Origin of the sequence: Selenomonas sp. GACV-9 (genome assembly GCA_900116485.1) — a bacterium.
GTDB classification, from domain to species: Bacteria; Bacillota; Negativicutes; order Selenomonadales; family Selenomonadaceae; genus Selenomonas_A; species Selenomonas_A ruminantium_G.
Window position 1 is genome coordinate 580,077 of record FPAX01000001.1, and the last position, 21,380, is coordinate 601,456.

General features: G+C 51.6%; 23 protein-coding genes. 1 reads left to right on the forward strand and 22 read right to left on the reverse strand.

Annotated features, from left to right (window positions below; translation table 11 throughout):
- Positions 1–10: 10 nt before the first annotated feature.
- From BM322_RS02735 to BM322_RS02755, 5 genes are all read right to left on the reverse strand, one after another.
- Entirely contained in the window at positions 11–634 is a 624-nt protein-coding gene (locus tag BM322_RS02735; RefSeq protein WP_075428334.1) for a TetR/AcrR family transcriptional regulator, read from the reverse strand.
- 159 nt (positions 635–793) lie between these two features.
- A complete protein-coding gene (locus BM322_RS02740; protein WP_075428335.1) occupies positions 794–1,462 on the reverse strand; it encodes a DUF1266 domain-containing protein in 669 nt (222 codons plus the stop codon).
- Positions 1,463–1,477: 15 nt separating this feature from the next.
- On the reverse strand, positions 1,478–4,006 hold the full coding sequence (locus BM322_RS02745) for a sel1 repeat family protein (protein ID WP_075428336.1): 2,529 nt from the start codon (positions 4,004–4,006) through the stop codon (positions 1,478–1,480).
- 165 nt (positions 4,007–4,171) lie between these two features.
- Positions 4,172–5,449 (reverse strand): hypothetical protein, encoded by a 1,278-nt coding sequence (locus tag BM322_RS02750; protein ID WP_075428337.1) that lies wholly within the window; start codon positions 5,447–5,449, stop codon positions 4,172–4,174.
- Positions 5,450–5,572: 123 nt separating this feature from the next.
- Positions 5,573–7,057, reverse strand: coding sequence for a class I adenylate-forming enzyme family protein (locus tag BM322_RS02755; RefSeq protein WP_075428338.1), 1,485 nt, complete (start codon positions 7,055–7,057; stop codon positions 5,573–5,575).
- Between the two features lie 173 nt (positions 7,058–7,230).
- Between BM322_RS02755 and BM322_RS02760 the strand changes: the two genes are divergently transcribed.
- The gene (locus BM322_RS02760) at positions 7,231–7,686 is read left to right on the forward strand and encodes a lecithin retinol acyltransferase family protein (RefSeq protein ID WP_075428339.1); all 456 of its coding nucleotides are present in this window, start codon (positions 7,231–7,233) and stop codon (positions 7,684–7,686) included.
- A 43-nt stretch (positions 7,687–7,729) separates the two neighbouring features.
- Here the strand turns inward: BM322_RS02760 and BM322_RS02765 are convergent, their stop codons facing one another.
- From BM322_RS02765 to BM322_RS02845, 17 genes are all read right to left on the reverse strand, one after another.
- Positions 7,730–8,446 carry a hypothetical protein gene (locus BM322_RS02765; protein WP_075428340.1) on the reverse strand — a complete coding sequence of 239 codons (717 nt, stop codon included), beginning with the start codon at positions 8,444–8,446 and terminating at the stop codon, positions 7,730–7,732.
- 139 nt (positions 8,447–8,585) lie between these two features.
- Positions 8,586–8,981 (reverse strand): hypothetical protein, encoded by a 396-nt coding sequence (locus BM322_RS02770; protein ID WP_318254502.1) that lies wholly within the window; start codon positions 8,979–8,981, stop codon positions 8,586–8,588.
- Between the two features lie 134 nt (positions 8,982–9,115).
- A complete protein-coding gene (locus BM322_RS02775; protein WP_143102158.1) occupies positions 9,116–9,667 on the reverse strand; it encodes a hypothetical protein in 552 nt (183 codons plus the stop codon).
- A gap of 23 nt (positions 9,668–9,690) precedes the next feature.
- Positions 9,691–10,152: a hypothetical protein gene (locus tag BM322_RS02780; protein ID WP_143102159.1), complete on the reverse strand. Its 462-nt coding sequence runs from the start codon at positions 10,150–10,152 to the stop codon at positions 9,691–9,693.
- Positions 10,153–10,260: 108 nt separating this feature from the next.
- Entirely contained in the window at positions 10,261–10,821 is a 561-nt protein-coding gene (locus tag BM322_RS02785) for a hypothetical protein (protein ID WP_075428343.1), read from the reverse strand.
- A 267-nt stretch (positions 10,822–11,088) separates the two neighbouring features.
- Positions 11,089–11,805, reverse strand: coding sequence for a hypothetical protein (locus BM322_RS02790; protein WP_075428344.1), 717 nt, complete (start codon positions 11,803–11,805; stop codon positions 11,089–11,091).
- A gap of 156 nt (positions 11,806–11,961) precedes the next feature.
- Positions 11,962–12,327 carry a DUF488 domain-containing protein gene (locus BM322_RS02795; RefSeq protein ID WP_075428345.1) on the reverse strand — a complete coding sequence of 122 codons (366 nt, stop codon included), beginning with the start codon at positions 12,325–12,327 and terminating at the stop codon, positions 11,962–11,964.
- A 4-nt stretch (positions 12,328–12,331) separates the two neighbouring features.
- Positions 12,332–12,679 carry an arsenate reductase family protein gene (locus BM322_RS02800; protein WP_075428346.1) on the reverse strand — a complete coding sequence of 116 codons (348 nt, stop codon included), beginning with the start codon at positions 12,677–12,679 and terminating at the stop codon, positions 12,332–12,334.
- Positions 12,645–13,238: a DUF5662 family protein gene (locus BM322_RS02805; RefSeq protein ID WP_074514168.1), complete on the reverse strand. Its 594-nt coding sequence runs from the start codon at positions 13,236–13,238 to the stop codon at positions 12,645–12,647. Before BM322_RS02805 ends, BM322_RS02800 begins: the two co-directional genes overlap by 35 nt.
- 91 nt (positions 13,239–13,329) lie before the next feature.
- Positions 13,330–14,124 (reverse strand): transporter substrate-binding domain-containing protein, encoded by a 795-nt coding sequence (locus BM322_RS02810; RefSeq protein ID WP_075428347.1) that lies wholly within the window; start codon positions 14,122–14,124, stop codon positions 13,330–13,332.
- Positions 14,125–14,146: 22 nt separating this feature from the next.
- Positions 14,147–14,830 (reverse strand): STAS domain-containing protein, encoded by a 684-nt coding sequence (locus BM322_RS13310; RefSeq protein WP_082334329.1) that lies wholly within the window; start codon positions 14,828–14,830, stop codon positions 14,147–14,149.
- Between the two features lie 143 nt (positions 14,831–14,973).
- On the reverse strand, positions 14,974–15,711 hold the full coding sequence (locus BM322_RS02820) for a L,D-transpeptidase (RefSeq protein WP_075428348.1): 738 nt from the start codon (positions 15,709–15,711) through the stop codon (positions 14,974–14,976).
- A 27-nt stretch (positions 15,712–15,738) separates the two neighbouring features.
- Positions 15,739–16,560, reverse strand: a complete 822-nt coding sequence (budA, locus tag BM322_RS02825; RefSeq protein WP_075428349.1) for an acetolactate decarboxylase — start codon at positions 16,558–16,560, stop codon at positions 15,739–15,741.
- Between the two features lie 28 nt (positions 16,561–16,588).
- Complete coding sequence (locus tag BM322_RS02830; protein WP_143102160.1) at positions 16,589–18,076, reverse strand: FAD-dependent oxidoreductase; 1,488 nt, start codon at positions 18,074–18,076, stop codon at positions 16,589–16,591.
- A gap of 40 nt (positions 18,077–18,116) precedes the next feature.
- Complete coding sequence (locus BM322_RS02835; RefSeq protein ID WP_075428350.1) at positions 18,117–19,055, reverse strand: alpha/beta hydrolase; 939 nt, start codon at positions 19,053–19,055, stop codon at positions 18,117–18,119.
- A gap of 43 nt (positions 19,056–19,098) precedes the next feature.
- Positions 19,099–20,568, reverse strand: coding sequence for an NAD-dependent dihydropyrimidine dehydrogenase subunit PreA (gene preA, locus BM322_RS02840; protein WP_318254503.1), 1,470 nt, complete (start codon positions 20,566–20,568; stop codon positions 19,099–19,101).
- Positions 20,569–20,671: 103 nt separating this feature from the next.
- On the reverse strand, positions 20,672–21,358 hold the full coding sequence (locus BM322_RS02845) for a hypothetical protein (protein ID WP_075428352.1): 687 nt from the start codon (positions 21,356–21,358) through the stop codon (positions 20,672–20,674).
- Between the last annotated feature and the right edge of the window lie 22 nt (positions 21,359–21,380).

Sequence of the window (21,380 nt, forward strand, 5' to 3'; positions counted from 1 at the left end):
TACTTTCTCTTCACTTCTTGACCAATGCCCCAAAGATCGCATCCTTGTCAAACTCGCCGGTAGCAAAGCCCGGCACTTCCTTGAAGGCCTTGCAGTAAGCCAAGCTCATCTCGGTGAACACCGCACTCATCTGCGCATCGGTATAGGGGCAGTCATCGGTGACGATAAGCGTCGCAAAACTGAACGCGACGAGCCACAGATTGCGGAAATATTTATCCGCCGTTGCCGCATCCATATGATAGATGCGCATAATGGACTCACGCACGAGTTCCTGCGAAAAATGCAGCGCATCCATGGCACCGCCCACGGCCTCATCCGGTTTGGTCAAGAAAAGCAGCTTGTAAAGCTCAGGCTCCTCCTTGGCAAACTGGATATACTGCTGGCCAACGCCCAAAAACGGCACGGGGCCTTTGAGTCCCGTTTCAATATACGCCTGATAGCGTCCTTTCGCCATGGCATAGACCTCGACCTTCAGCTGCTCCATCGTCGTGAACCACGTGAAGATTGGCCGTGGCGACACGCCGAGCTCTGCAGCCACCTCCCGCGCCGTCACCGCCTCGATTCCCTTCTTGCGCACGACTTCGAGGGCCGCTGCCACAATCTCCTCTTTTTGAAACTTGACCTTTGGGGGCATAGACACATTCCTTTCATAAAAACAAATGTTACGCAACACTTGTTATCTTACAGATTCTTGCTTGACTTGTCAAGCACTCCCGCTGATTTTATCCGGATTTCTCCCATAAAAAAACTTGACCAGTCAATGGATCGGTCAAGTCATCATCATTTCCCATATTCACCAGGTCTTGCGCAGCTCCAAATCAAAGGGCACCAGCGCACAGGGATTCGACGCATCCTGTTTCAGTTCTTGATAGACGTCAGCCCGCAGCTTTGCCCCTTCTTCGTCCATGAATTCGTTGTACGCAGTGACATACCCCTCCGCCAGCTCGTCCCAGCTACTTACCACTTGCTGCAGTCGTTTTCCAGCCACAAAGGATGTATTGAGCGCTTCACCAAGCGTCAGATATCCTGCAATATAACCGCTAGAGGAAATCTGTATCAATCGTTGCAGCTGCCAGACCATCACATACTTGGGCATCTTTTTCTGTGTCGCAAACACATCGCGCATTTGCTCGGACATGTCCTGTATCGTCTCAATCAGCTCCCGCCGCGAGAAAATATTCCAGGATGACGCAAACATCATGCGGGACAGTTCGCCCCCCAAGGGATTCCACTTGGCAAAGCCACCGAATTTATGGACGTTCCAGCGATTGGCCTTGCGATTGATTGCTGACGCCGCACAAAACCACTCCCGAAGTGACGCATCAACATCGCGCCAAGACACGTTATCCTCCGGCAAGCGCGGATGTCTTTCAATATTGCGTAACGTCCCGCCGCCTGCCCGGTCGAAAAAGTGCCCCAGAACCAATATCATCAATCCCTGCATATGCCTGTTCATCCGCATCATCATTTCTCCTTTTTAAAGATTCTCACTCCATGCCGTATCCACATACATGGATTCAATATCAGCCTTGGCTTTTTGATTCCCCTCACTTGCCGCCTTGCGCAGATTTTCCCAATACGCTGCGTTATTCCCGCGCGCCTTTTCCCGATAAGCAAGCTGCAATTGCGCCTCATCGCACCCCTCATCAGCAGCATCCTGCAGGAGATATTCAGCTTTTTTCTGCTCAGCCTCACTGCCTGTCTGCAACAAAACATTTGCCAGCATGAGCCTGGCATCATTTTGCCAGCCGCTCTTCTCCGCTACAGCCTTTTCCAGGCAGCTCATAGCTGTATGCGCATCCTGCCAATTGCCTTCTTCATCTTGGCACAGCGCCGCACGCGCAATCATGGCCTCGGGATCGCCGGCCGCCATTCCCTGTTCATAGTAAGCGATAGCCTTTTCCTGATTTGCTGCCATGCCAATGCCCGACAACGCACAGTTACCCAGTTGTACCAATGCCCAGGACACCCCGCCATCTGCTGCCTTTTCCAGATAATAGCGGGCCTCCAGCCCATACTCCTGGGGCTTTTCCATATAAAGCTTGCCAAGCCAGTACCAAGCATTCAGCCGGTCGTCCTCGTCCTCTGTGACCGTAGCCTTTTGATACCAGCTAACGGCACCGTCAAAATCGCCACGCGCAGCACAGTCTTCGCCTAGTGCCACCATGGCACGGCCGCACTCTAACTGTGCGGCCTCTCGCAATGCGGCTAGCCTTCCTTCTTCATCGCCATTTTCGGCACAGCTATTGGCCCGATGCATGATCTCCCGCCACGTGTTTCGGCGTGTTCCCTGCTCATCTTCCTGCCACTTTGCCGCATCGATTCCCTCGCCACGATACCAATGTTCAAAACACCGCACGGCTATCGTTAATGCTTTTTCCTCACGGCTATACCGGATTCCCTCGGCGTTGGCATAGAAAAAGAACGTTTCCTCTTCATGCTCGGCTAACAGATAGTCATCCCCTTCCGGCTGGTCAAGCATGACGCGCCGGTAAACGCCCTGCGACAAAAACTCCAACGCTTTGCTTATTTCCGCCTGGCCATAGTTCACAAAGGACGCATCCCCGCCATTAGGCAGCATCACGCAAAGACGCCAAGCCTGTTTCCTGCCTTGCTGCCTTTCGCTAGCTATCCGCGCCTCCTGCCAGCTGCGGATATCCTGGGCATCCGTCAAAACAGTACGGGTATCCTTGGTACGTCCCAAAAATCGCCAGACCAGCCGATCGCCTACCCCTTCGGGACTCTTCGACCATTCCATTTCGTCGAGGAACCGGCCAAAGTCTTCATACGACCGAGCTTTTTCCCTGTATGCTTTTCCCTTCACCTTGTCCTTGGCCACGCCACCAGAACCATTGTCATAGACTTCCGCCGTCAAATACCGCAGGAGGGCCAGCTTTTCTTCGCTCTGATTTCCCTCGGCCTCCGCCAGCCGCGTTTCCTTTAAGATCGTACGCGCTGCCACCTCTCTTTCGATGGTAGTTCCCCGACCATAGTACAAGCAATAACACATCAGTGGCAAAATCATTTCATAATTGTAGCTGCCCATAGAAGGCTGCCGCCGAGCCTCATCGGCAATCGCATCCAGCATCTTCATGCACCACTGGAAGGCTGCCGCGTAATCCTTCGCCTGCCAAAAATCAATTTCCGCCAGCTGTCCCATTGCTGGCACATATCCGTTTTCAGCCAAGGGGACAAGATAATCCACGGCCTGTTGCAAATCCTCCACGACCCCTAAACCATGACGCCAGGTATAGCCTAACCAATAATTTGCCTTCTGATAGCCATTGGCAGCCGCCTGCTCAAAACATTCCCGGGCCTTTTGGAATTCCATCTCCAAGAAGTACCGTTTTCCCCGATGAAAAAGCATCTGGGGCATCCCCGCCTCACAAAAACGCTGCTCAAACTCCGCTGCTTTTGCCTGCGTGCCTGAATCCCCCATCTGCTCATAAAGGAAATCTGCACAAGCCCAGTAAGCGTTCAATCCGATTGCCAGCCCCAGCGATAAAGATTTCTCCAAATAAGGCACAGCCAATTTCACCCGTGTTTCCCGGCTGTCATCCTCCCAGTTATCCAACAAGCCAAAAATCGCATTTTCCAGATAACAAATTCCAAAAAGATAGGCGCCCATGGCCTCATCCGCATATTCCTGCGCCGCTTCCAAAACGTCCTCCATGGTTTCCCATCGGGAGCGCACCAGTTCCAGCTCCGACGGATAAAGGCCGCGATGGGCAATGGCACAAAGCACGCCCAGCCCACTGCCGCCTCTAATACTCCCTTGCAAACATTCATTGGCCTTTGCTTCATCCGCTGCTAAGCCACTCGTCTCCCATACAGCCCCATCTTCGGCGCCCATATAACTGCGAGCCAATAACCCCCAGGCATCCGCATCACCGGCCACTGCCGCCTGATAAAGGCGTTCCTGTCCCTTTTGCGCACTTACGGGATCATATTGGCGCCAAATGAGATTAATCGCCTCATTTACGCTTGGTTGAAATACCTTTGCCATCTATTTGCACACTCCCTCAGTAATCATTAATTTTTATGATAAATCGGGCAAATTAGATAATCCCCAACGCACCATTAAAGTAGCATTATTTTCGCCGATGGTTCCTAACCTTCCCCCAACAGAAAAACGGCCTGACCAGTCAATTTACCGGTCAGGCCGTTTCATTCAGGAGAGATTTTCCCGCGCATATTCCTGCAGATTCTCTGTATTCTCTGCCACCTCTTTGGCATAGGACTTGATATCCTGCGTCAATTGCTGCGTGTCGGCAACAGACATCTCCCCAAGCTTCCTGAACAACTTCTTATGCTGGGGCTGAAACTCCATATCCTCATCGTATTTACGGAAAAGCAACCATATCATCTTGCGCCGCAGGAGTTTTTCGCGAAGGATATTCTCGCGCTCCTGCACCCAGGCCACCGCCAGGACCACCAGCAGCAAGATACCCATATAGCCAAGCAACGGATACATCCAAGTCACCAGCTGGGAGAAACCACCAAAGCTGCAAACATAGCCAAGCGCGACAATACCTATGAGGATCTTGCGCATCTTGCCCATATCACCGCCTGCAAAGCGCCGCGCCGTCGCATAGTAAAGGCTGAATGCCGTGTTGAAAATCAGTGCAAAGATGACCACCGCGTAGATAACGGCAAAGACTGGATGGATCTGATTGACCAATGTCAGCATCGGTATCTCGGCAGCCTTGACTGTGTCGAGATTGGCAAACAGCGCCAGCGAGGCACTGCCGACAATCAAGCCGATGATTGCCCCGCCCAGCGCACCGCCCTTTTCCGCATCGCCGATGCGCACGACAGAACCACCGAGCACGAAGGCCATCGAAACGCCATTCATCACGCAAAGGGCAAAGTAATTGATGACGGCCAGATAAACATTGGGCATCGCCGGCCGCATTGTCGCTGACACTTCATTGAGCAACGCAAAGTCATAGGACTTACCCCAGAACGTATAGCCCGTCACCAGCAGGATCATGACGACGATGATGGGGGTAAACACCCCGAGCACCCGCGTGATCTTGTCAAAATCCAAGAACGCGATTACACAGACCAGCAGCGAACACGCTAAAGCACCGAGCCAGCTGGGCAAGCCGAACTGCTGCTGCAGATTCGCCCCAGCGCCAGCCACCATGACAAAGCCAACCACAAAACAGGACAGCACCAGCGTGACATCGATGATGCGCTGAATGATAGGATGGGCAATCTGCGCCAAGACCTCCTGATGGTTGTTCGACTGATAATGGGAACCAAGGGTCACGATGATGCGCCCAAAGATTATATTCAACAGACCCAGCACGACAACGCCCGCCAAGCCCGCTTCACCAAAACTCAAGAAATACTGCAGCAGATCCTGGCCCGAGGATAAGCCTGCCCCCACCAAAACACCAACATAGGCCATGGCAATTGCTATAGATTCCTTACTGAATTTCATCCGGTCATCCTTTCTTTTTATGTATTTTAAAACCATTTCTTATATATATTTTAACATATTTGTTATAGTAACGCAAAAAACAGACGGATCCCCCGTCAAATCGACCGGTAATCCGTCTGTTTTTCAGTCCTTCAATTCCCTATTGAATTCCGCCCAAATCTTTTTCTTGGCAATCTTGCCCGTTGTTGTCCGCGGCAGTTTGTCCATGACATGGAACTCGCGGGGAATCTTGTAGAGAGCCAGGTTGCTTTGCAGGTATTGCTTGAGCTCCCGCACATTGACCGTCGCCCCCTGATGCACGCTGTAAAAGCAGGCGCCGACCTGACCACGCAGTTTATCCTCGATGCCGATGACGGCTGCCTCGTGAATGCCAGGGAACTGATAGATGACTTCCTCGACCTCACGGGGATAGACATTTTCGCCCATGCTGATGATCATGTCCTTGATGCGGTCGACGATGTAGATATAGCCATCTGCATCCGCCTTGGCCACATCACCCGTATGGAACCAGCCGCCGCGCATCGCATCATGGGTCACATCGGGAAGATTCCAATAGCCGAGCATCACATTCTCGCCCTTGACGATAAGCTCGCCGATTTCGCCGCAAGGCACCTCTTCGCCTTCTTCATCGATAAGTTTCCACTGCGTCCCTGGAACCGCCGGCCCACAGGAACCCACCTTGGTCTTGCCCAGCGGCGTCATCGTGACGATTGGGGATGTCTCCGAAAGGCCGTAAGCCTCACAGATATCAAGGCCAAACTTTGTCGTGAAATCCTGCTGGATCTTCAATGGCAGCGTCGTACCAGCACTGACCACAAGCCGCACCGACTTCATATCCTCCGGCGTACCGAGCTTCGTCAGCAAACTGCAGATTGAGGGCACAATATAAAGGTCGGTAATCCCCTCCTCACGGATCGTGCTGATAGTCGTCCGCGGCGTAAACGAATCGAGGATCACGATGGTCGCACCGACGCTCAACGTGTAGAACACCGCGCAGGTAAGCCCATAGCAGTGATACATCGGCAGCACGCAGAGTGCCTTATGCCCAGGCTTGCAGCCCATATAGTCAATCTGCTTGGTATTGAACAAGATATTGTGATGGGAAATGACTGCACCCTTCGGATTCCCCGTCGTTCCCGAGGTATAGATAATCTGGCACGGATTGTCGGCACTGAAGTACTCCGACAACTCCGGTGCCGGCTCAATGCCCGCCTGCGGTCTGCCAATCGAACGGATGTCATACTGCACGACCTTTAGCTGACAGCGCAGCTGCGCCAGGGCATCCACAAGATTCAGCGGCTGATAGGTAAGGAGCATCTTTATCCCAGCATCCTTGATGATATAGGCAATCTCGCGGCTGCTGAGCTGGAAATTCAGCGGCACGGCGATTGCCCCTAACGAAGTGATGCCCATATAGGCAAAGATGAACTCCGCACTGTTGCGCGTAAAGATGCCGACACGGTCACCCTGATGGACACCCGCAGCATGAAGACGGTCGCGGCTGGCTTTCACGGCAGCCTGGAGCTCACGGTACGTAAACCGGCGCTCATGATCGACAATGGCCAAATCATTTGGCGCCCCTTGATAAATCAAATCATGGATAAGCATGTTATCACTCTTTTCTTCTTAAACAAAAATTGGCACCTGGTACCAATTTAGTACCTGCTATCAATTTTATACCAGGTACTAATTTTTGTCAAAGGATATTCTGTTCAGCTGTCGAATAAAGTCTATATACCCTTGGAAATCTTCACCCATAAGAAAGGAGCTGCAACTATCCTATGGCTATCATCCACAGCGGCGACATCGTCTACGTCAAACGTACCGGCTACCGGCACTTCGGCATCTACACCGGCGATGCGCAGGTCATCCACTATCACAAGGAACGGAATCCGCTGCTCAGCGATGGCATCATTGCCGAGACTACGCTCGCTGAATTCAGGGGCAGCAGCGACACCATCTATGTGCTGAACGCTACGACCCCAGCAGGAACTGCACTATTCGACTGGCTGATACATCGTCTGGCAGGCGGCGATGTCGAACTTTTCTCGCCGCAGGAAACCGTCATGCGTGCCCGCAGCAAGCTCGGCGAGCACGGCTACAGCCTGCTGCTCAACAACTGCGAGCATTTTGCCCTATGGTGCAAGACCGGTATCGCCCAGTCCGCCCAGACCGACTATCTGCTCGAATGCTTGCAGATGCTCATGCCGCCCCTGCCCCAAAACAAAGAAGACTGACCCGTCAATTGACCGGTCAGTCTTCTTTGTTTTCAGTCCTACATTATTCCTGCGGCATGGCCAGATAATCATGGCCTTCCTCACCAAATAGGCTCTCGCCCGAGAACAGCTTGATGGGCACAAGCGTAAGCAATCCGATAAAGAAATAGCCACATGACATCGGCATCAAAGCCAGGATACGGGTAGCTTCCCAAAAGCTTCTGCCCTGTTTTATTTCCTGCTTGAGCAGATAGCACAGCCATATCAGCACCAAAATCGAGGGAATAAATGGCGCTATCACAGCAGTCATCTGTCCCACCCCATGCGTAAGGATTGCCACACCGAAGAACATGTTGAATACAAACGTTAACGCATACGTCGCCACAATATAAATGAGATACTTTTTATAATCGGTAAAAATCTTGAACCGATGACGATTCACAAATACAGCCGCGATTATCCAGACAACGGCTCCTGCGATGCCAACGAATTGACCAATCATGCATAAGATAAACATGTTAACGAGAGCACTAAGCAGGATGCGAAAGAAGAAATGCCACACTTTATTCCGATAATTGATATAAATCATCATAATGATAGCTGGAATCATAACCACTAACATAGCCAAGGATGGCAGTAATGAACTATCATGCGACATACCATTTGTTACAAAGCTCACTGTGCGCCACAAACATACAACCTGAATAGCCACTAACATCAAAATAAATTTGTTGCACCATGACTCATCTTCAGAAAAACTACTTTGACTTAAAGTACTCATTGAATAACCTCCTAGTTCTACCTCTTCAGTCAATTTTCATTTTTCATGATAAGTCGTGTAAATTAGATAATAGCCAGCTGGCAATTAAACTTCCATTAGTGTTGCACGTTCCCCTAACGAAAATTTAACGCATTGCTCATCAACGTGATTGCAGCATATTGAGCATCAACGCTGCCGTTTCAGCACTGGCAAGTTTTTCGGTTTCGTCTGTCCCAATCTTGCCCAATTTTTCCACCTGCGTACTCAGTATCGTCGGATTCTCTTCTGGATGTGCCGCATGGGTCTTGTTCTGCGACACGATGCGATTCCCCTCATAAACGGTCGTAAGCACCGATCCATCCGACATGACTTGCGTGACAACGGTAGTATCCTCACCGCTGTTGTCATCCGTATCGCGAATGCCGCCGCCCGTCTCCAGCTGGCGGAGCATATGGGAAAACGTCGTTTTGGCCACCGGGGTCTTATCCCGCTTCGACGACTCTGTTTCTGCGGCACCTGGATTCCACAGCACCGCTTTTGTTGCTTGAATCTCCATACAATCCTCCTTTACTAACACGTTCTCCTATATATATCGGCGAAAAACAGATTTTAATAAGGGCGCATGTCGCATATATTTCCATAGACATGCCCTCACTATGAACCATAGGAAAACAACAGTGCCCCCGCGTCTCACTCTATGCGAATCGAGGCCATAGCTTTTTCGGCTATGGCTTCCATAGTCTTATCATCCGTCCAATACCCAAACGTTATCATCCAATATTCCTGTCCCATTTGGAGACCTAAGCACTCAAGCCGTAAAGAATCACCATCTTCGTCGCGCAGGCCGATTTCAAAATAGTCCATCTCTCTGCCATTGATGGTTCTTTTTTCTGCACGTTTCAACACAGGATTATTCTTCCGTACCTTGGCAAAGTCATCCAGGAATCGCGACATGGTAAATTTCACCCGCACATTGGGATTTATCATCGTGCCATGATGTATTGACACCAACATGCGTGAGCCCAGATGCTTATATATTTTCTGATTCTTTACATTGGCATCATCGCTTCGTTCCTGCTGGACTTCCAATTCTCCGGGCAGCTCCAGCGACAATGACCTGCCATCATCCTGTGGCAGGGATAACGTACGCCAGCCGATTTCCTCCTGCGCATCATCTTGTCGCTCCCCACCACAGCCTGCTGCCGCCACGATTACTATCAACACAGCAAGAACTGCTGCCATCTTTCCTATCCATCTCATTTTGCTTACTGAGCCTCCACCTTTTCCGTCCGCTTGCTGTCCTGCAGGCTTTTTATGCTGCGCAGCGCGTCATCCCGTGCCGTCTCGCTGCCAGCATGATAGAAATACGTCACGATATACCTATTATGACTGATGAGGTAAGATGCTGCCACCATATCATAGGCTTTTCCATCCTTTTGACCGCTGAATTCATATTTCCAAACTGGATAATCATCCACCCATATAAGCTGCGCATCCTTCAGCACCACATCTTTGACCTTATAGCGCGCTAACGTCTTATATACGCGCTCAGGCGGAGTAGGATCTGTCAGCTCCACAGGTTTATCTCCCAAGGGCTGTAAATGTGCATCAACAAAAAAGCGGTCACATTTGGCCTGCCAAAACCTGCAGCCCTCATCTTCCTGCAATGATGCCTGCAATTCCTGCGGCACACTGATTTCTATCTGCTTGGTATCATTTACCGCCAAACAAGACGACGGCCAGAACACCTCTGGAAAAAAGACATGCTTGATACAGGCCAAGCCCCAAAGCAAACAAGCAAAAATAAATATACGCGTACACTTCACCTTCCCTCATCAATTTATCGCTATGCTTTCAACAACTCGTTCAATCGCCGCCTTCGCCTCCTCATCATCCTTGGCACATTGAAAATAAAAGAGCCAGACATCCCGTCCCGCTTGAAAGCCTAAGCATTCCTTGCGGTCGTTTCCATCCACACCCTCGATGATATGCAGCGGCTTGTTGCCCGCTAAGCGAATGCCCTCGCCCTGTACGTCAAAATTGCCCGCTGCCTGAGGGAATGCCTGCCGGAATCCGGCCAAATCAAAACGAGGCGCAGGCGCTGCTGTTTCTAATACGCCATGCAGAATCCGTATCTGATATCCGTCCGCTGCTGCCTCATACTCGCCCAAGCTCACATACGGCGCAGCTGCTGCCTGCTGTTTCTTATCTGGCTGCACAGGCAAATAAATCGAAAATGTCCGTCCGTCACGCATCGTCTCGGCCACGGGATAACATAGAGAAAAATCATCCACTGCCGTCATCTCCGGCGCCCCAGTCTGCCAAATCCAGCTCCCGGGTATCACCTCATATAGGAACATCATTACCGCACCAATCGTTCCCAGCCATTGATTCATCCACGAAAACATCCTTTCAGCTTATTTTCATTTATGATACCTCCCCCAAATTAAGGCGCACCTAGTCTCTTCTTAATATCACATTAAGAAAAGCCCCACGCTTACCGTGAGGCTTTCCTCGTTCAACTGGCAAAACTGCCTATCTGCTTGTCATTTTCTTGTCTTGCACGCAGCATGCGACTGGGGCAAAGCTTATTCCAGCCGTCTCAAAGCGAACGATAATTGACCGGTCAATTTGACTTGTCAAGATCCCCCTAAAGAAAACAATTATTTTTGCGGCATTACGAGATAATCATTTCCCTCCTCACCAAAAAGGCTTTCGCCCGAGAAGAATTTCACGGGCACAATGGTAAGCAAGCCGATGAGGAAATAGATAAAGGCCACGGGAATCAGCGCCACAATGCGCGTCGCCTCGAAGAACGTTCTCCCTTTCTGTATCTCCTGCATGAGCAAATGATAGAACCAGCCGAGCAGCGCCATGCTGATGGCAAACGAACCAAGCTGAATCAGCGGCCACATCTCCGGCTTATGGAAAAAGAGCCGCATCACGGCCAATCTGAGGCCAGCCGTCAGGATATACGTTGCCACGATATAGCTGATATAGTTTTTATACCGCAGAAATACTGCAAACCGCCGGCGATTGACAAAGACAGCGGCCACCACCCAAACGATTGCCGCGGCAACACCAATAGAATAAGCGGCCATCACCAATAAAATCACATTGCCCATGACACTTAACAGCAACCGGAATAAAAAGTGCCAGACCTTATTCTTATAATTGACATATATCGCCAGGATCAGGAACAAAATGACAGCTATTACTGTTACTATATTGAACAGCATAGCAGTATCACCATCCCCTTTCCCCGTCATAAACAGGAACGATTTCCCCATACTCAGGGTCTGGACAATTGCCAGCGCCAAAATCCATTTTTTGCACCAGCTTACATCAGATGAATTGGTGCGTTCACAAAAAGTACTCACAATAAGCCTCCTTTGATTTTGCAACGTGAAACAATCCGTATTATACCCTTTAATTCTTATAGTTTACTTAACGTTTCCCATTGACCGGTCAACCTTCCGTAAAAATACAACGAGCGGCCTGACAAGTCAAAATCTGACTTGTCAAACCGCCCATTCTTACATATTCCGCCGCAGCCACTCCCGCAGCACCAGTACATGATTTTCCTGCTCGTTTTTCGCCGCATACACTAAGGTCACATTCTGCGCCGCTAACAGCTCTCGGCAATGGGCAGCAAAGGCCGCCGCCCCTTCACTAGCTGCCAGTTCTTCCTGGTAGGCCTCCGCAAAGCCATCAAAGGGCATCTCGCCTTGATGATACAAGCGCCGGATTTCGGTACTAGGCGTAATGACCTTGGCCCATTCATCGAGATGAGCCGCTTCCTTCTTGATGCCTCGCGGCCACAATCTATCCACCAATATCCGGTATCCATCACTTTCCTTCGCTGGTTCATAGATGCGCTTAAGTAAAATCTTGTTCTCCATTCGGTTATTCCTTTGCTGCCTGCCAGCTTTTCCAAATCTCCGGCTCATAACCAACGGTTGACTCTTTGCCGTTCCTTACCACCGGTGTCTTTATGACCTGCTGATTCTCCAGAAGCGTCTCCAGCTTATCGGCCATATAGCTTACGCGGGCTAAGGCATCTTTATCCTTGCAATCCGGATTGATCATCCCACCGATGCCTCCATGGGCCCTGGCCACGGACTGGAATTCGCCTTTGCTCATGCCCTTGTCCAGCAGGTCGACAAACTGGAACTTTATTCCGCGCTCCTTAAAGAACCGCTGGGCTTTCTTCGTATCGTTACACTTCTTGGTGCCGAAAATCTGTATATTCATATTTTCCTTCTTTCACAACTGATGCATAAATTTTTCGCAGGGACTTGGGCCGCAGCAAGTTCAAATCCTCCGTCGCCGCCAGCTGACTGAGTATCGTTTCCACAAAAGCCTGCATGTTCGGGCTCATGCCAACACCGGTGGCACATTTATTCTGCCACCATTCGTATTCGGCCTGAAAGGTGAACTCATCCCGGCCGTAGGCCTTAGCTGCCCCCAAGCAGTCACAAATCATTTCCACCGCGTATTTATAGGGCATATCCTGGGGATGGGCGCCATGGTCAAAATTATCCCACCAAGCCTCATAATGATGGAGATTCCGTCCATGATGGTGAATCCAGGCCATGGACAGGCCATTGTTTTCCCGTTTGCAGATTTTTATGGGCGAAACCTTGCCATTGTAGTATTTTACGCTTTCGATAAACTCCGTCGGCGAAAATTTCGACCAGTCGTGCATAAATCCCTGCCACGGAATCCCCGCAATGCAGCAAAACCGAAACACCCAATACTTATGACGCAGGATCATCCAAGTATGACCACAGACACGTTCCACCAGATTCACAAACACAGCCTCCAACTATCGACAAATATTCCTTATCAAGTATAATACCTTTCGCGTGTCCTGTATATCCTTTATTTCCTGCTGCTTTTCTCTATTTCAGATATTTTTCCTCCAAGTTTGCCAAGGTCCCGTCCATCTTCAGTTCTGCCAGTACAAAGTTAATGTAGTTGAGCCATTCCTGGTCGCCTTTTTGCATCAGGATACCACAGGAGTGACGCGTGAAGGGCTTGTCCTTGAGTGGAGCGGCCAGCCGCTTGTCCATGCGGACATAATGTGCAGCCTCTACGGTTTCCGTAATCATGATGTCCGCCTTGCCCTCGGCAATCTGCCGGGGAATATCCGCATTGTCATCATGAACGATAAGCTGGGCCTGCTTGAAATTCGCATGGGCAAACTTCTCATTTGTCCCGCCCGGGTTGATCATCACCCGGACGTCCGGCTTATCCATGGCGGCGATGCTGGAGAATCGTTCGGCATCTTTCGCACGACAAAGGATAGTCTTGCCAAAGATACCTTCCCCATAGGCATCGGACATGGCCATAGTTCTTGCCCGATTGTAATTGCGCGATATCCCGCAGAGGGCGATGTCGAATTTTCCTGCCTGCATGTCAGCGGCAAGCGTCGGCCAGCTGGTCGGCACATACTCGATTTTTACCCCCAGCGAATCGGCAATAAGCTTGGATAGCTCCGCATCGATTCCTTCATACTCTCCGGTTTGCGGATTCAAGTAGGACATGGGGATGTAATCCCCAGTGGTGCCAATCCGAATCGTTCCTCTGGCAGCAATGTCCTCCAGATGACCAGCCTCCGCATTTGTCCCCACCAACATCAATACTGCCAGCAATAGCAGGCATATCCGATTAACCAGCGCAACTTTTTTCAGCATAACTGTTCCACCTTCCCACCATTCAGCTTTCATTCAGCTCCGCCAAACCATTCTGCTGCAAGATTTCTTTTACTTTGGCATTGACTCCAGAAAAACCTAGAGGTCTGCCGCAGTTTTCCTGTATCTCAAGCAGCAAGCGGATTCCTGCCGATGATATATACTTCAGTTGGGTACAATCAATCCTTATCCCTTCAATGTTTCCACCATGATTGGCTTTCTCCCACACCAGCAGCAGTTGCGGTGCTGAGATGGTATCAAGCCTACCACACAACGACAGGTGCAGGATTCCCTTTTCCAACGCATATTCCATCGCAAAGGAAACATTTTCTGATTGGCCAACCAGCCGACGAATAATCGGTTCAACTTCCCGGGCAACGATAGGAAGATCCAGTCCAACAAATTTCCTGCCATGTTCCGTCATATAAATTGCCTTTGGCGTATAGCCGCAGGGCAAATCTACAGAGGTCATAATCCCAGACGCCTCAATCAAGCGGCACATCGTACGATACTTGGCCTCAACCACCAGCGTATTGCCCAGGATGGTTTCTTCATCCTTCATATTTTGCAGCAGTGCCTTATCGTCTAAAGCCAAGGCACAGGCAATCTCCTCAGCCCCTGGTATTTTCGCCCTTTCCATCAAGCACACAGCTGTCTTAGCGGTTAGATATACGGGATTGACTCGTGCCTGCATACTCTTTACTGACATTTAGGGACCTCCATTTTTTCTACGCAAATACATTCCGGCAAATAGCATCGCCCATGGTTTCTTCCCAGATATAGTTGTTGCTGAACTTACCGACGCTGCGGCTGTACCTCCTGCCTTCTTCCTACGCTCTACAAGAAGGGAATTCATTGCAACACGCCCCAATCAGCCGCCACAGACGGGGCGATATTTTTGAGGAAATCAATCAATACCACACAGTCAGGGCGTACCCTCTGCAGCACAAAGCGCATCTTGTCCTGTGGGATGGCTACGCAGCCACCAGTGTATGGTTTCATCGGCGCCGTGCAGTGCAGGAAAATGGCCGAACCCTTGCCAAGCTCACCAGCCTCATTGTAGCTGATGTTCAAGCAGTAGACATAGTGAACCGTATAGTCAGCGATATGCTCGCTGGCTTCTTTATCAAGGCCTGGGAACTTGCGGATATCCACCATCTCGTTATATCTCATGCCGGGACGCATGTCGCCAGACCAATAGATATGTTCATCTACCTGCGTATAGGGAATGGCACAGCCAGGGTCAGGGGCAATACCGAAGGCTTTGTTGAAACGGAAGACGCCCACCGGTGTCTTGCTGTCGCCCTCCTTGGTCTTGCCCAAGCCATTCTTGCCGATATAGCCCGGCGTAGTCAGGACTTGCTGCCACTGACCATTTCCGTCCTTTTCATGCATTGACACCCAGGCCGTAGTCTGGCCGACACCAGCCACGATGAACAGCTGGTCTGCATTCTGGGCGGCGGGAAGCGCCTTCACCCAGCCAGGGGATGCATCACCAGCCTCCACTGGAGTGGCCGCTATGTTTCCCAACGATAACATCACAGTCAGGCAAAAGACCAATAGAGCAAGCACTCTTCTTGTTTTAATCATATTCCTTTCCTCCCTGCATCGCTCTGTTTATTTTTCGCCTTGCAGGCTGCTCTTAGTATCCTGCTCCGCACTGCGGATATCTTCCTTCATATCCTTAGCCAAATTGATATCATGGAACTTTTTGTCATCCGGCAGGATCATCGTGAACTTATCCGTCTTGTCCAGATAGATAGTCCCTTCTTTCAGCGTGAGTTCTAAGATATGACCGCCCTTTTTCTTGTCATCCGACAAGAAATGGAAATGCCAGCCCGGCGAGTTGAGGCCCGCCATATAGCTGGGGCAATACAGGCCCACCAAGGTGCCGTTGATGTTCTTCTCCGTAAACTCCGTCTGTTTCCCCTTCAAAGCTTCCACCAGCGTAGGATAGGGCTCCTTGCTGCCATATTCACTCCGGAACAGCACCGACTCAAATTGCGCATGCAGTTTCACCATATAGAAACTGTTGCCTCCCTGTTTCTGGACGGTATCGTCCAGGACCTTTTCAAAGGCTGCCTTATCCTTGATATCCTTGAGGCTAACGGCAATATCCTGGTCAAAAAAGGTCACAGTGGCATACGGGATGATCGTCTTGTCAGGCGCAACGATGACGCGCCCATCGCCCAAGGCTTGATAGACCTTGCCATCGAGCACGATCATCTCGCCGTTCAGTCCCTCAAACGTACCGATTCCCGTATCGCCAAGCTTGCGAAGCTGCCCAGAGGTGACCGTGCCGCCAAAATATCCTTGAGCCAGCGACTGCAAGAGCGCTACCTGCGCAATGCTTTCCCGATCAGCCGCAGCCGCATAGCCCGTGCTGCCAAGCAATAGACCTGCCAAAACAGATGCCAAGATTTTCTTTGTCCGGTACATAAAGAACGCCCCTCTCTATATTCAATGTTTATTTACTGACATAGCTGCGTTTCTCGGGAGGAATCTTATCCCAGGCAATCGCATTGGCCGCGATATGCTTTTTGAGCCCCCAGGCCGCCGCAATGCCCGCAGCTTCGCCGATGCTCATGCAGGTGGGCTGAATGCGCATCGAGGCTTGCAGAATAAAACTGGCACTGATGCAGCGTCCCGCCACGATAAGGTTTTCAATTTTCTCTGCCACCAGCGCGCCATAAGGAATCTCATAATAACCGCCCTTGGGCAGTTTCTCCGAAACCTTTTCCCCATGGGCATCGATGAACCAGGCCGTACGGCAGACCGCGTCGGCAAAGCGGCTCTGGCTATGATAATCGTCCTCCACCAGATAATGCTTGCCACGGATGCGCCAAGACTCCCTGGCTCCCAGCATGGCCGCCTCCCGGCTGATGAAGGCCTTCTCAAACCCGGGCAGATGGCGGATCAGGTAGCTGGCGATATTATGCATCATGCGGCGGCCATAGGCTACGGCCTTGCTATAGGAAACGGGATCGGTGGCCGAAAACTTCACAGGAATCTCCGGGCAGTTCATGCTCATGACACCATTCTTGCCAATAATGGTATAGGCCTGCATGTACTCGGCCTCTTCCTGTGTGATTTCGCCGCTTGCCACACCTTTTGCCATCAGGTCTTCGAGCTTATACCGCTGCTTGCGGTGCATAGCCTCGGCGATCTCAAAGTACGGCGGCTTAGACTTGCACCAGTCCTCTTGGAGCTCCACGGCCACATGCTGATAGAGCCTGCCGACATCGATGCCGCCCATCTCAAAACGGAAGGACAGCGGCTGGTTGTTCCCGGTCTTTTCGTAACCACGCTCATAAGGAACACCTGCCGAACGCGAAAGATAGGCATCGCCGGTGCTGTCGATAAAGGTCTTGGCCTGGATGGCTGCCAGGCCCGCAATGGTCTGAACGATGCAGGCCGTAAGTTTTTGGCCCTCTACCACCGTATCGACCACCACCGTCTGGAAGAGAACGTTCACGCCAGCTTCGCTGCACATCTCATCATAGATGAGGGTCAGCGTCTCCGGATTATGCCAGGTCTGCTGGGTCACGCCATCAAAAGGCTCGATGCCATGCTGGCGCAGGCGCTTCTTGACCTCGGCCACATAGGGCGTATCGCTGTCCGGCGCATGGGTATCCATAAAGGGATAGACGCAGCCAAGCACGGCCAGGCCCCCGAGGGCCACACCGCGCTCGATCAGCACGGTTTTGGCCCCGTTCCGCGCCGCCATAATGGCCGCTGCTGTTCCCGATGGGCCGCCGCCAGCCACGCAAACATCTACCGAAAACAGCACCGGAATTTCCTTGCCCCCATAGTTTATGGTGCCTGCCTTACTCCCTGCAGCGCTTACGGTATCTGTCCCGCCAATCGCGCCTTCTGCCAGGACCCCTATGGCGGCCATACCGGCCATTTTCATGAAATCACGGCGGGAAATCGGAATCGAAAAAGATTTTCCCATGGAAGTACCTCCATTCAAATTTGACTTGTCAATTGACCGGTCAATCTGCTCGCATATAAGTCTCTAAAAAGTCAAAGACATGCGTAAAATACTCTTTGGGTGCCGTATTCTTGGCGTCAGCATGGCCAGCACCTGGCACAATCCATTTTTCCTTGACTGGTGCCGCTGATGCAGCGTATAACTTTTCCATCATGCCAACAGGCACCAATTTATCCGCATCGCCATGGATAAACAGCATCGGCATCCCGGTATAGGGAACGCTTTTATAGGGTGCGGCCGCCGAAATTGCCGCGCCAGTCTTGAGCCGGCTGACTACATCGACACAATTCATCACAGGAAATTCCGGCAATCCAAATAATTTCTTCAGCTGGACGGTAAACATATCATAGGCACTCGTATAGCCGCAGTCCTCGACAGCGGCCACTACCTGCGGCGGCTGTTTTGCCGTTGCCATCATCACCGTCGCCGCCCCCATGGAAATCCCATGCAAGGCAATCTTTGCTGACGCATCCCTGCGAAGGATTTCTTTTGCCCACAGGACGATATCATCGCTTTCTCTTACGCCCATCGTAAAGTATTTTCCTTCACTTCGCCCTGCTGCCCGCAAATCCGGCGTCAGGACATGATAGCCTTGCTTTAGGTATTCAGCGGCATAATCCCAGACAAATCTCTGATCCCGGCCATAGCCATGTACAAGGATTACCCATCTGCTGCCAGGCGCCGCTGGCGAAAAATGCGTAGCCACAAGTTTCAGTCCGTCGGCAGAAGTTATTGTCCAAGTTTCACTTTCCGCCTGTGGTTTAGCTGGAGCATCAAGCCCCGGCTCCACGATTGCTGCTGCCGCCTCTGGTATTGCCGTAGGATCGTCCGGATTAGCACGATACAGGGCATAGTCGACAAAACCGCTGCCAATCAAATAGCCTGCCCCGCCCAGCAGCATCAATAGCAAAACACTAGCCACCAGCAATTTCTTCTCCATCGTATCCCCCAATCCAAAACCATCGCTTTTTTCACTTCTCCGGTTACGCCTGGCAAATCCTCTTTCCCGATGAACCGATGGAATCGGTGGGACATACCAGCACACAAAGATGACAGCCGACACATTTTTTCGCATCGAGGATAGGGCGCCGCTGTCCATCCAAATGGATGGCCTGATGACCGCCATCCAGGCAGGAAATCTCGCAGCGTCCGCAGCCAATACATGTCTTGCGGTTAAACTTCGGATAAACGATGCTGCCGCGCTCTAAGGCATCTGTCGTATCGCTGACAGCAGCAAGGGCCAGTCCCACCACTTCACTGACATGACGGAATCCCTTAGCCTGCAGATAATAGTTCAGCCCAGCCTTCAGATCCTCAATGATGCGGTAGCCATACTGCATGACTGCCGTCGTCACCTGTACGGAACCAGCACCAAGCAGCAGGAACTCGAGGGCATCCCGCCAGTTTTCCACTCCGCCCATGCCGCTTAGGTGCATGCCCCGGAGCTTTCGATTCTGCCCGAGCTCTGCAATAAAGCGCAATGCAATCGGCTTTACCGCCTTGCCGCTGTAACCACCCACCGCCGACTTGCCATGCACGTCGGGGCTGCTGACATATGTATCAGGATCCACCGCCATCAAGCTTTTGATGGTGTTGATAGCCGAAAGTCCATCCGCACCGCCGCTAAGGGCCGCTTCAGCCGCGGGGCTCATGCGCGCCACATTCGGCGTGAGTTTCGCAAGGATGGGAATGCTAGCCCCGCGCCTGGCCGCCGCCGTAAAACGCTCCACCAGCGCAGGCACTTGCCCGATATCGGAGCCCAGTCCCTCTTCCATCATGTTGGGACAGGAAAAGTTAAGTTCCAGCGCATCTGCGCCATTTTCCTGACACTGCCTTGCCAGCTCCGTCCACTCCGCATCATTGCGCCCCATGATGGAGGCCAGGATGAATTTCTGCGGATAATCTTTTTTCAGCTGCCGGAAAATCGCCATATTTTCCGCCACGCTGTGGTCAGACAGCTGTTCGATGTTCTTAAAGCCTGCCATACTGCCATCGCCGCTGTAAACCGCCGAAAACCGTGGCGAGGCTTCATGGATGGGAAAGGCACAGATGGTTTTGAAGGACACCCCTGCCCAGCCAGCCGCAAAGGCCCGAGCACACATATCATAATTGCTGCCCACAACAGACGACGCCAGCAGAAAGGGATTTTCCAGCGGAATACCGCAAATATCTGTCTGCAAGGCCGCTTCACTATCTGGCATGTCCGCGGCAAGAGTCGGTTTCACTTCCTCCGCTAGGAACCTCATAGCCTTTTGTATGGGCACCTCGCCGCATTTCAGGCAGGCCGTTTCACAAGGAGCACTGCAATCTGCACAGGCATTTGGCATTGGCAGGCGGGCCGCTGCAGATTTCTCATTGTCAAACCAAATGCTCCGCAGCTGCCGTGCGGGTGCCAGCCCTTCTGGGCAGGCCGTATCACACGGAGCAGCACCACAAAGGACACAATTTTGCACAAGCCTGTATTTCCCCTTTTCGCCCAGAAACATCCCATCACCTTCTTTTATAAGGCACAAGGGGCTGAATCAACTCAGCCCCTCGCCTGCTCTCCCAATGCCATCATTTGGCCTGCGATGCCATTTCCTTCATCAGCCAGTCATGGATTACCTTGTTATCGATCTTGCCATCGGCCGTATTCTCATCGTTATAGAATGCTTTGAAATAGCTCGGCAGTTGTTCATTGATGAGCTGGATAGCCCAGGCACCTTTATTTTCGCCAATGCCATAGATAGCATCCTTATTGACGCCATAGTTCTGGCGGACATCCTTTAAGATTCCCCGCAGGACATTCATGCCTTCCGTACTCGTCAGATGACCGATGCGCGCATCAGAAGCCTGCGTAGTCTGGATAGTCAGCACGATCGCATACTGCTGGTTTTTCTCCAGCTCGTCCACCCACGCGCTGACACCATCCGGCTGTTTCAGCAGGGCTCTACCATCGGTCTCCCCGGCCACATCATTGATGACGACAATCAGCGGGTAAGACTTGCTCGAGTCATACCAACGCGGCAGGCAAAGCTGATACTCAAGCTGTGAGCCCATATCCTTCGAACTCACAAAACGCTCCGAGGCTGGCAGCTTATCCTCAGCCGAATCCTGTCCTGGTCCCACTGGCACGCCAGTACGGGTCTCCATGGCTCCCTGCGTAGCCGGGCGGAACTCTGCCTGAGCCGTCATCGCACCAATGCCAAGGCTTACGCCAAACGCAGCAACAGCAACAGCCGTCACGATTTTCTTCTTTTGCATGATAGTCTCCTCCTTAACCCTT

Coding starts and splice junctions, on each gene's coding strand:
- BM322_RS02845 (WP_075428352.1), bottom strand. CDS start 21,358: ATGCAAAAGAAGAAAATCGTGACGGCTGTTGCTGTTGCTGCGTTTGGC.
- BM322_RS02810 (WP_075428347.1), bottom strand. CDS start 14,124: ATGCTGAAAAAAGTTGCGCTGGTTAATCGGATATGCCTGCTATTGCTG.
- BM322_RS02765 (WP_075428340.1), bottom strand. CDS start 8,446: ATGAGTACTTTAAGTCAAAGTAGTTTTTCTGAAGATGAGTCATGGTGC.
- BM322_RS02800 (WP_075428346.1), bottom strand. CDS start 12,679: ATGAATATACAGATTTTCGGCACCAAGAAGTGTAACGATACGAAGAAA.
- BM322_RS02755 (WP_075428338.1), bottom strand. CDS start 7,057: ATGCTTATCCATGATTTGATTTATCAAGGGGCGCCAAATGATTTGGCC.
- BM322_RS02785 (WP_075428343.1), bottom strand. CDS start 10,821: ATGAATCAATGGCTGGGAACGATTGGTGCGGTAATGATGTTCCTATAT.
- BM322_RS02775 (WP_143102158.1), bottom strand. CDS start 9,667: ATGGCAGCAGTTCTTGCTGTGTTGATAGTAATCGTGGCGGCAGCAGGC.
- budA (WP_075428349.1), bottom strand. CDS start 16,560: ATGTACCGGACAAAGAAAATCTTGGCATCTGTTTTGGCAGGTCTATTG.
- BM322_RS02735 (WP_075428334.1), bottom strand. CDS start 634: ATGCCCCCAAAGGTCAAGTTTCAAAAAGAGGAGATTGTGGCAGCGGCC.
- BM322_RS02745 (WP_075428336.1), bottom strand. CDS start 4,006: ATGGCAAAGGTATTTCAACCAAGCGTAAATGAGGCGATTAATCTCATT.
- BM322_RS02750 (WP_075428337.1), bottom strand. CDS start 5,449: ATGAAATTCAGTAAGGAATCTATAGCAATTGCCATGGCCTATGTTGGT.
- BM322_RS02830 (WP_143102160.1), bottom strand. CDS start 18,076: ATGGGAAAATCTTTTTCGATTCCGATTTCCCGCCGTGATTTCATGAAA.
- BM322_RS02770 (WP_318254502.1), bottom strand. CDS start 8,981: ATGGAGATTCAAGCAACAAAAGCGGTGCTGTGGAATCCAGGTGCCGCA.
- BM322_RS02740 (WP_075428335.1), bottom strand. CDS start 1,462: ATGCGGATGAACAGGCATATGCAGGGATTGATGATATTGGTTCTGGGG.
- BM322_RS13310 (WP_082334329.1), bottom strand. CDS start 14,830: ATGTCAGTAAAGAGTATGCAGGCACGAGTCAATCCCGTATATCTAACC.
- BM322_RS02835 (WP_075428350.1), bottom strand. CDS start 19,055: ATGGAGAAGAAATTGCTGGTGGCTAGTGTTTTGCTATTGATGCTGCTG.
- BM322_RS02760 (WP_075428339.1), top strand. CDS start 7,231: ATGGCTATCATCCACAGCGGCGACATCGTCTACGTCAAACGTACCGGC.
- BM322_RS02820 (WP_075428348.1), bottom strand. CDS start 15,711: ATGATTAAAACAAGAAGAGTGCTTGCTCTATTGGTCTTTTGCCTGACT.
- BM322_RS02795 (WP_075428345.1), bottom strand. CDS start 12,327: ATGGAGAACAAGATTTTACTTAAGCGCATCTATGAACCAGCGAAGGAA.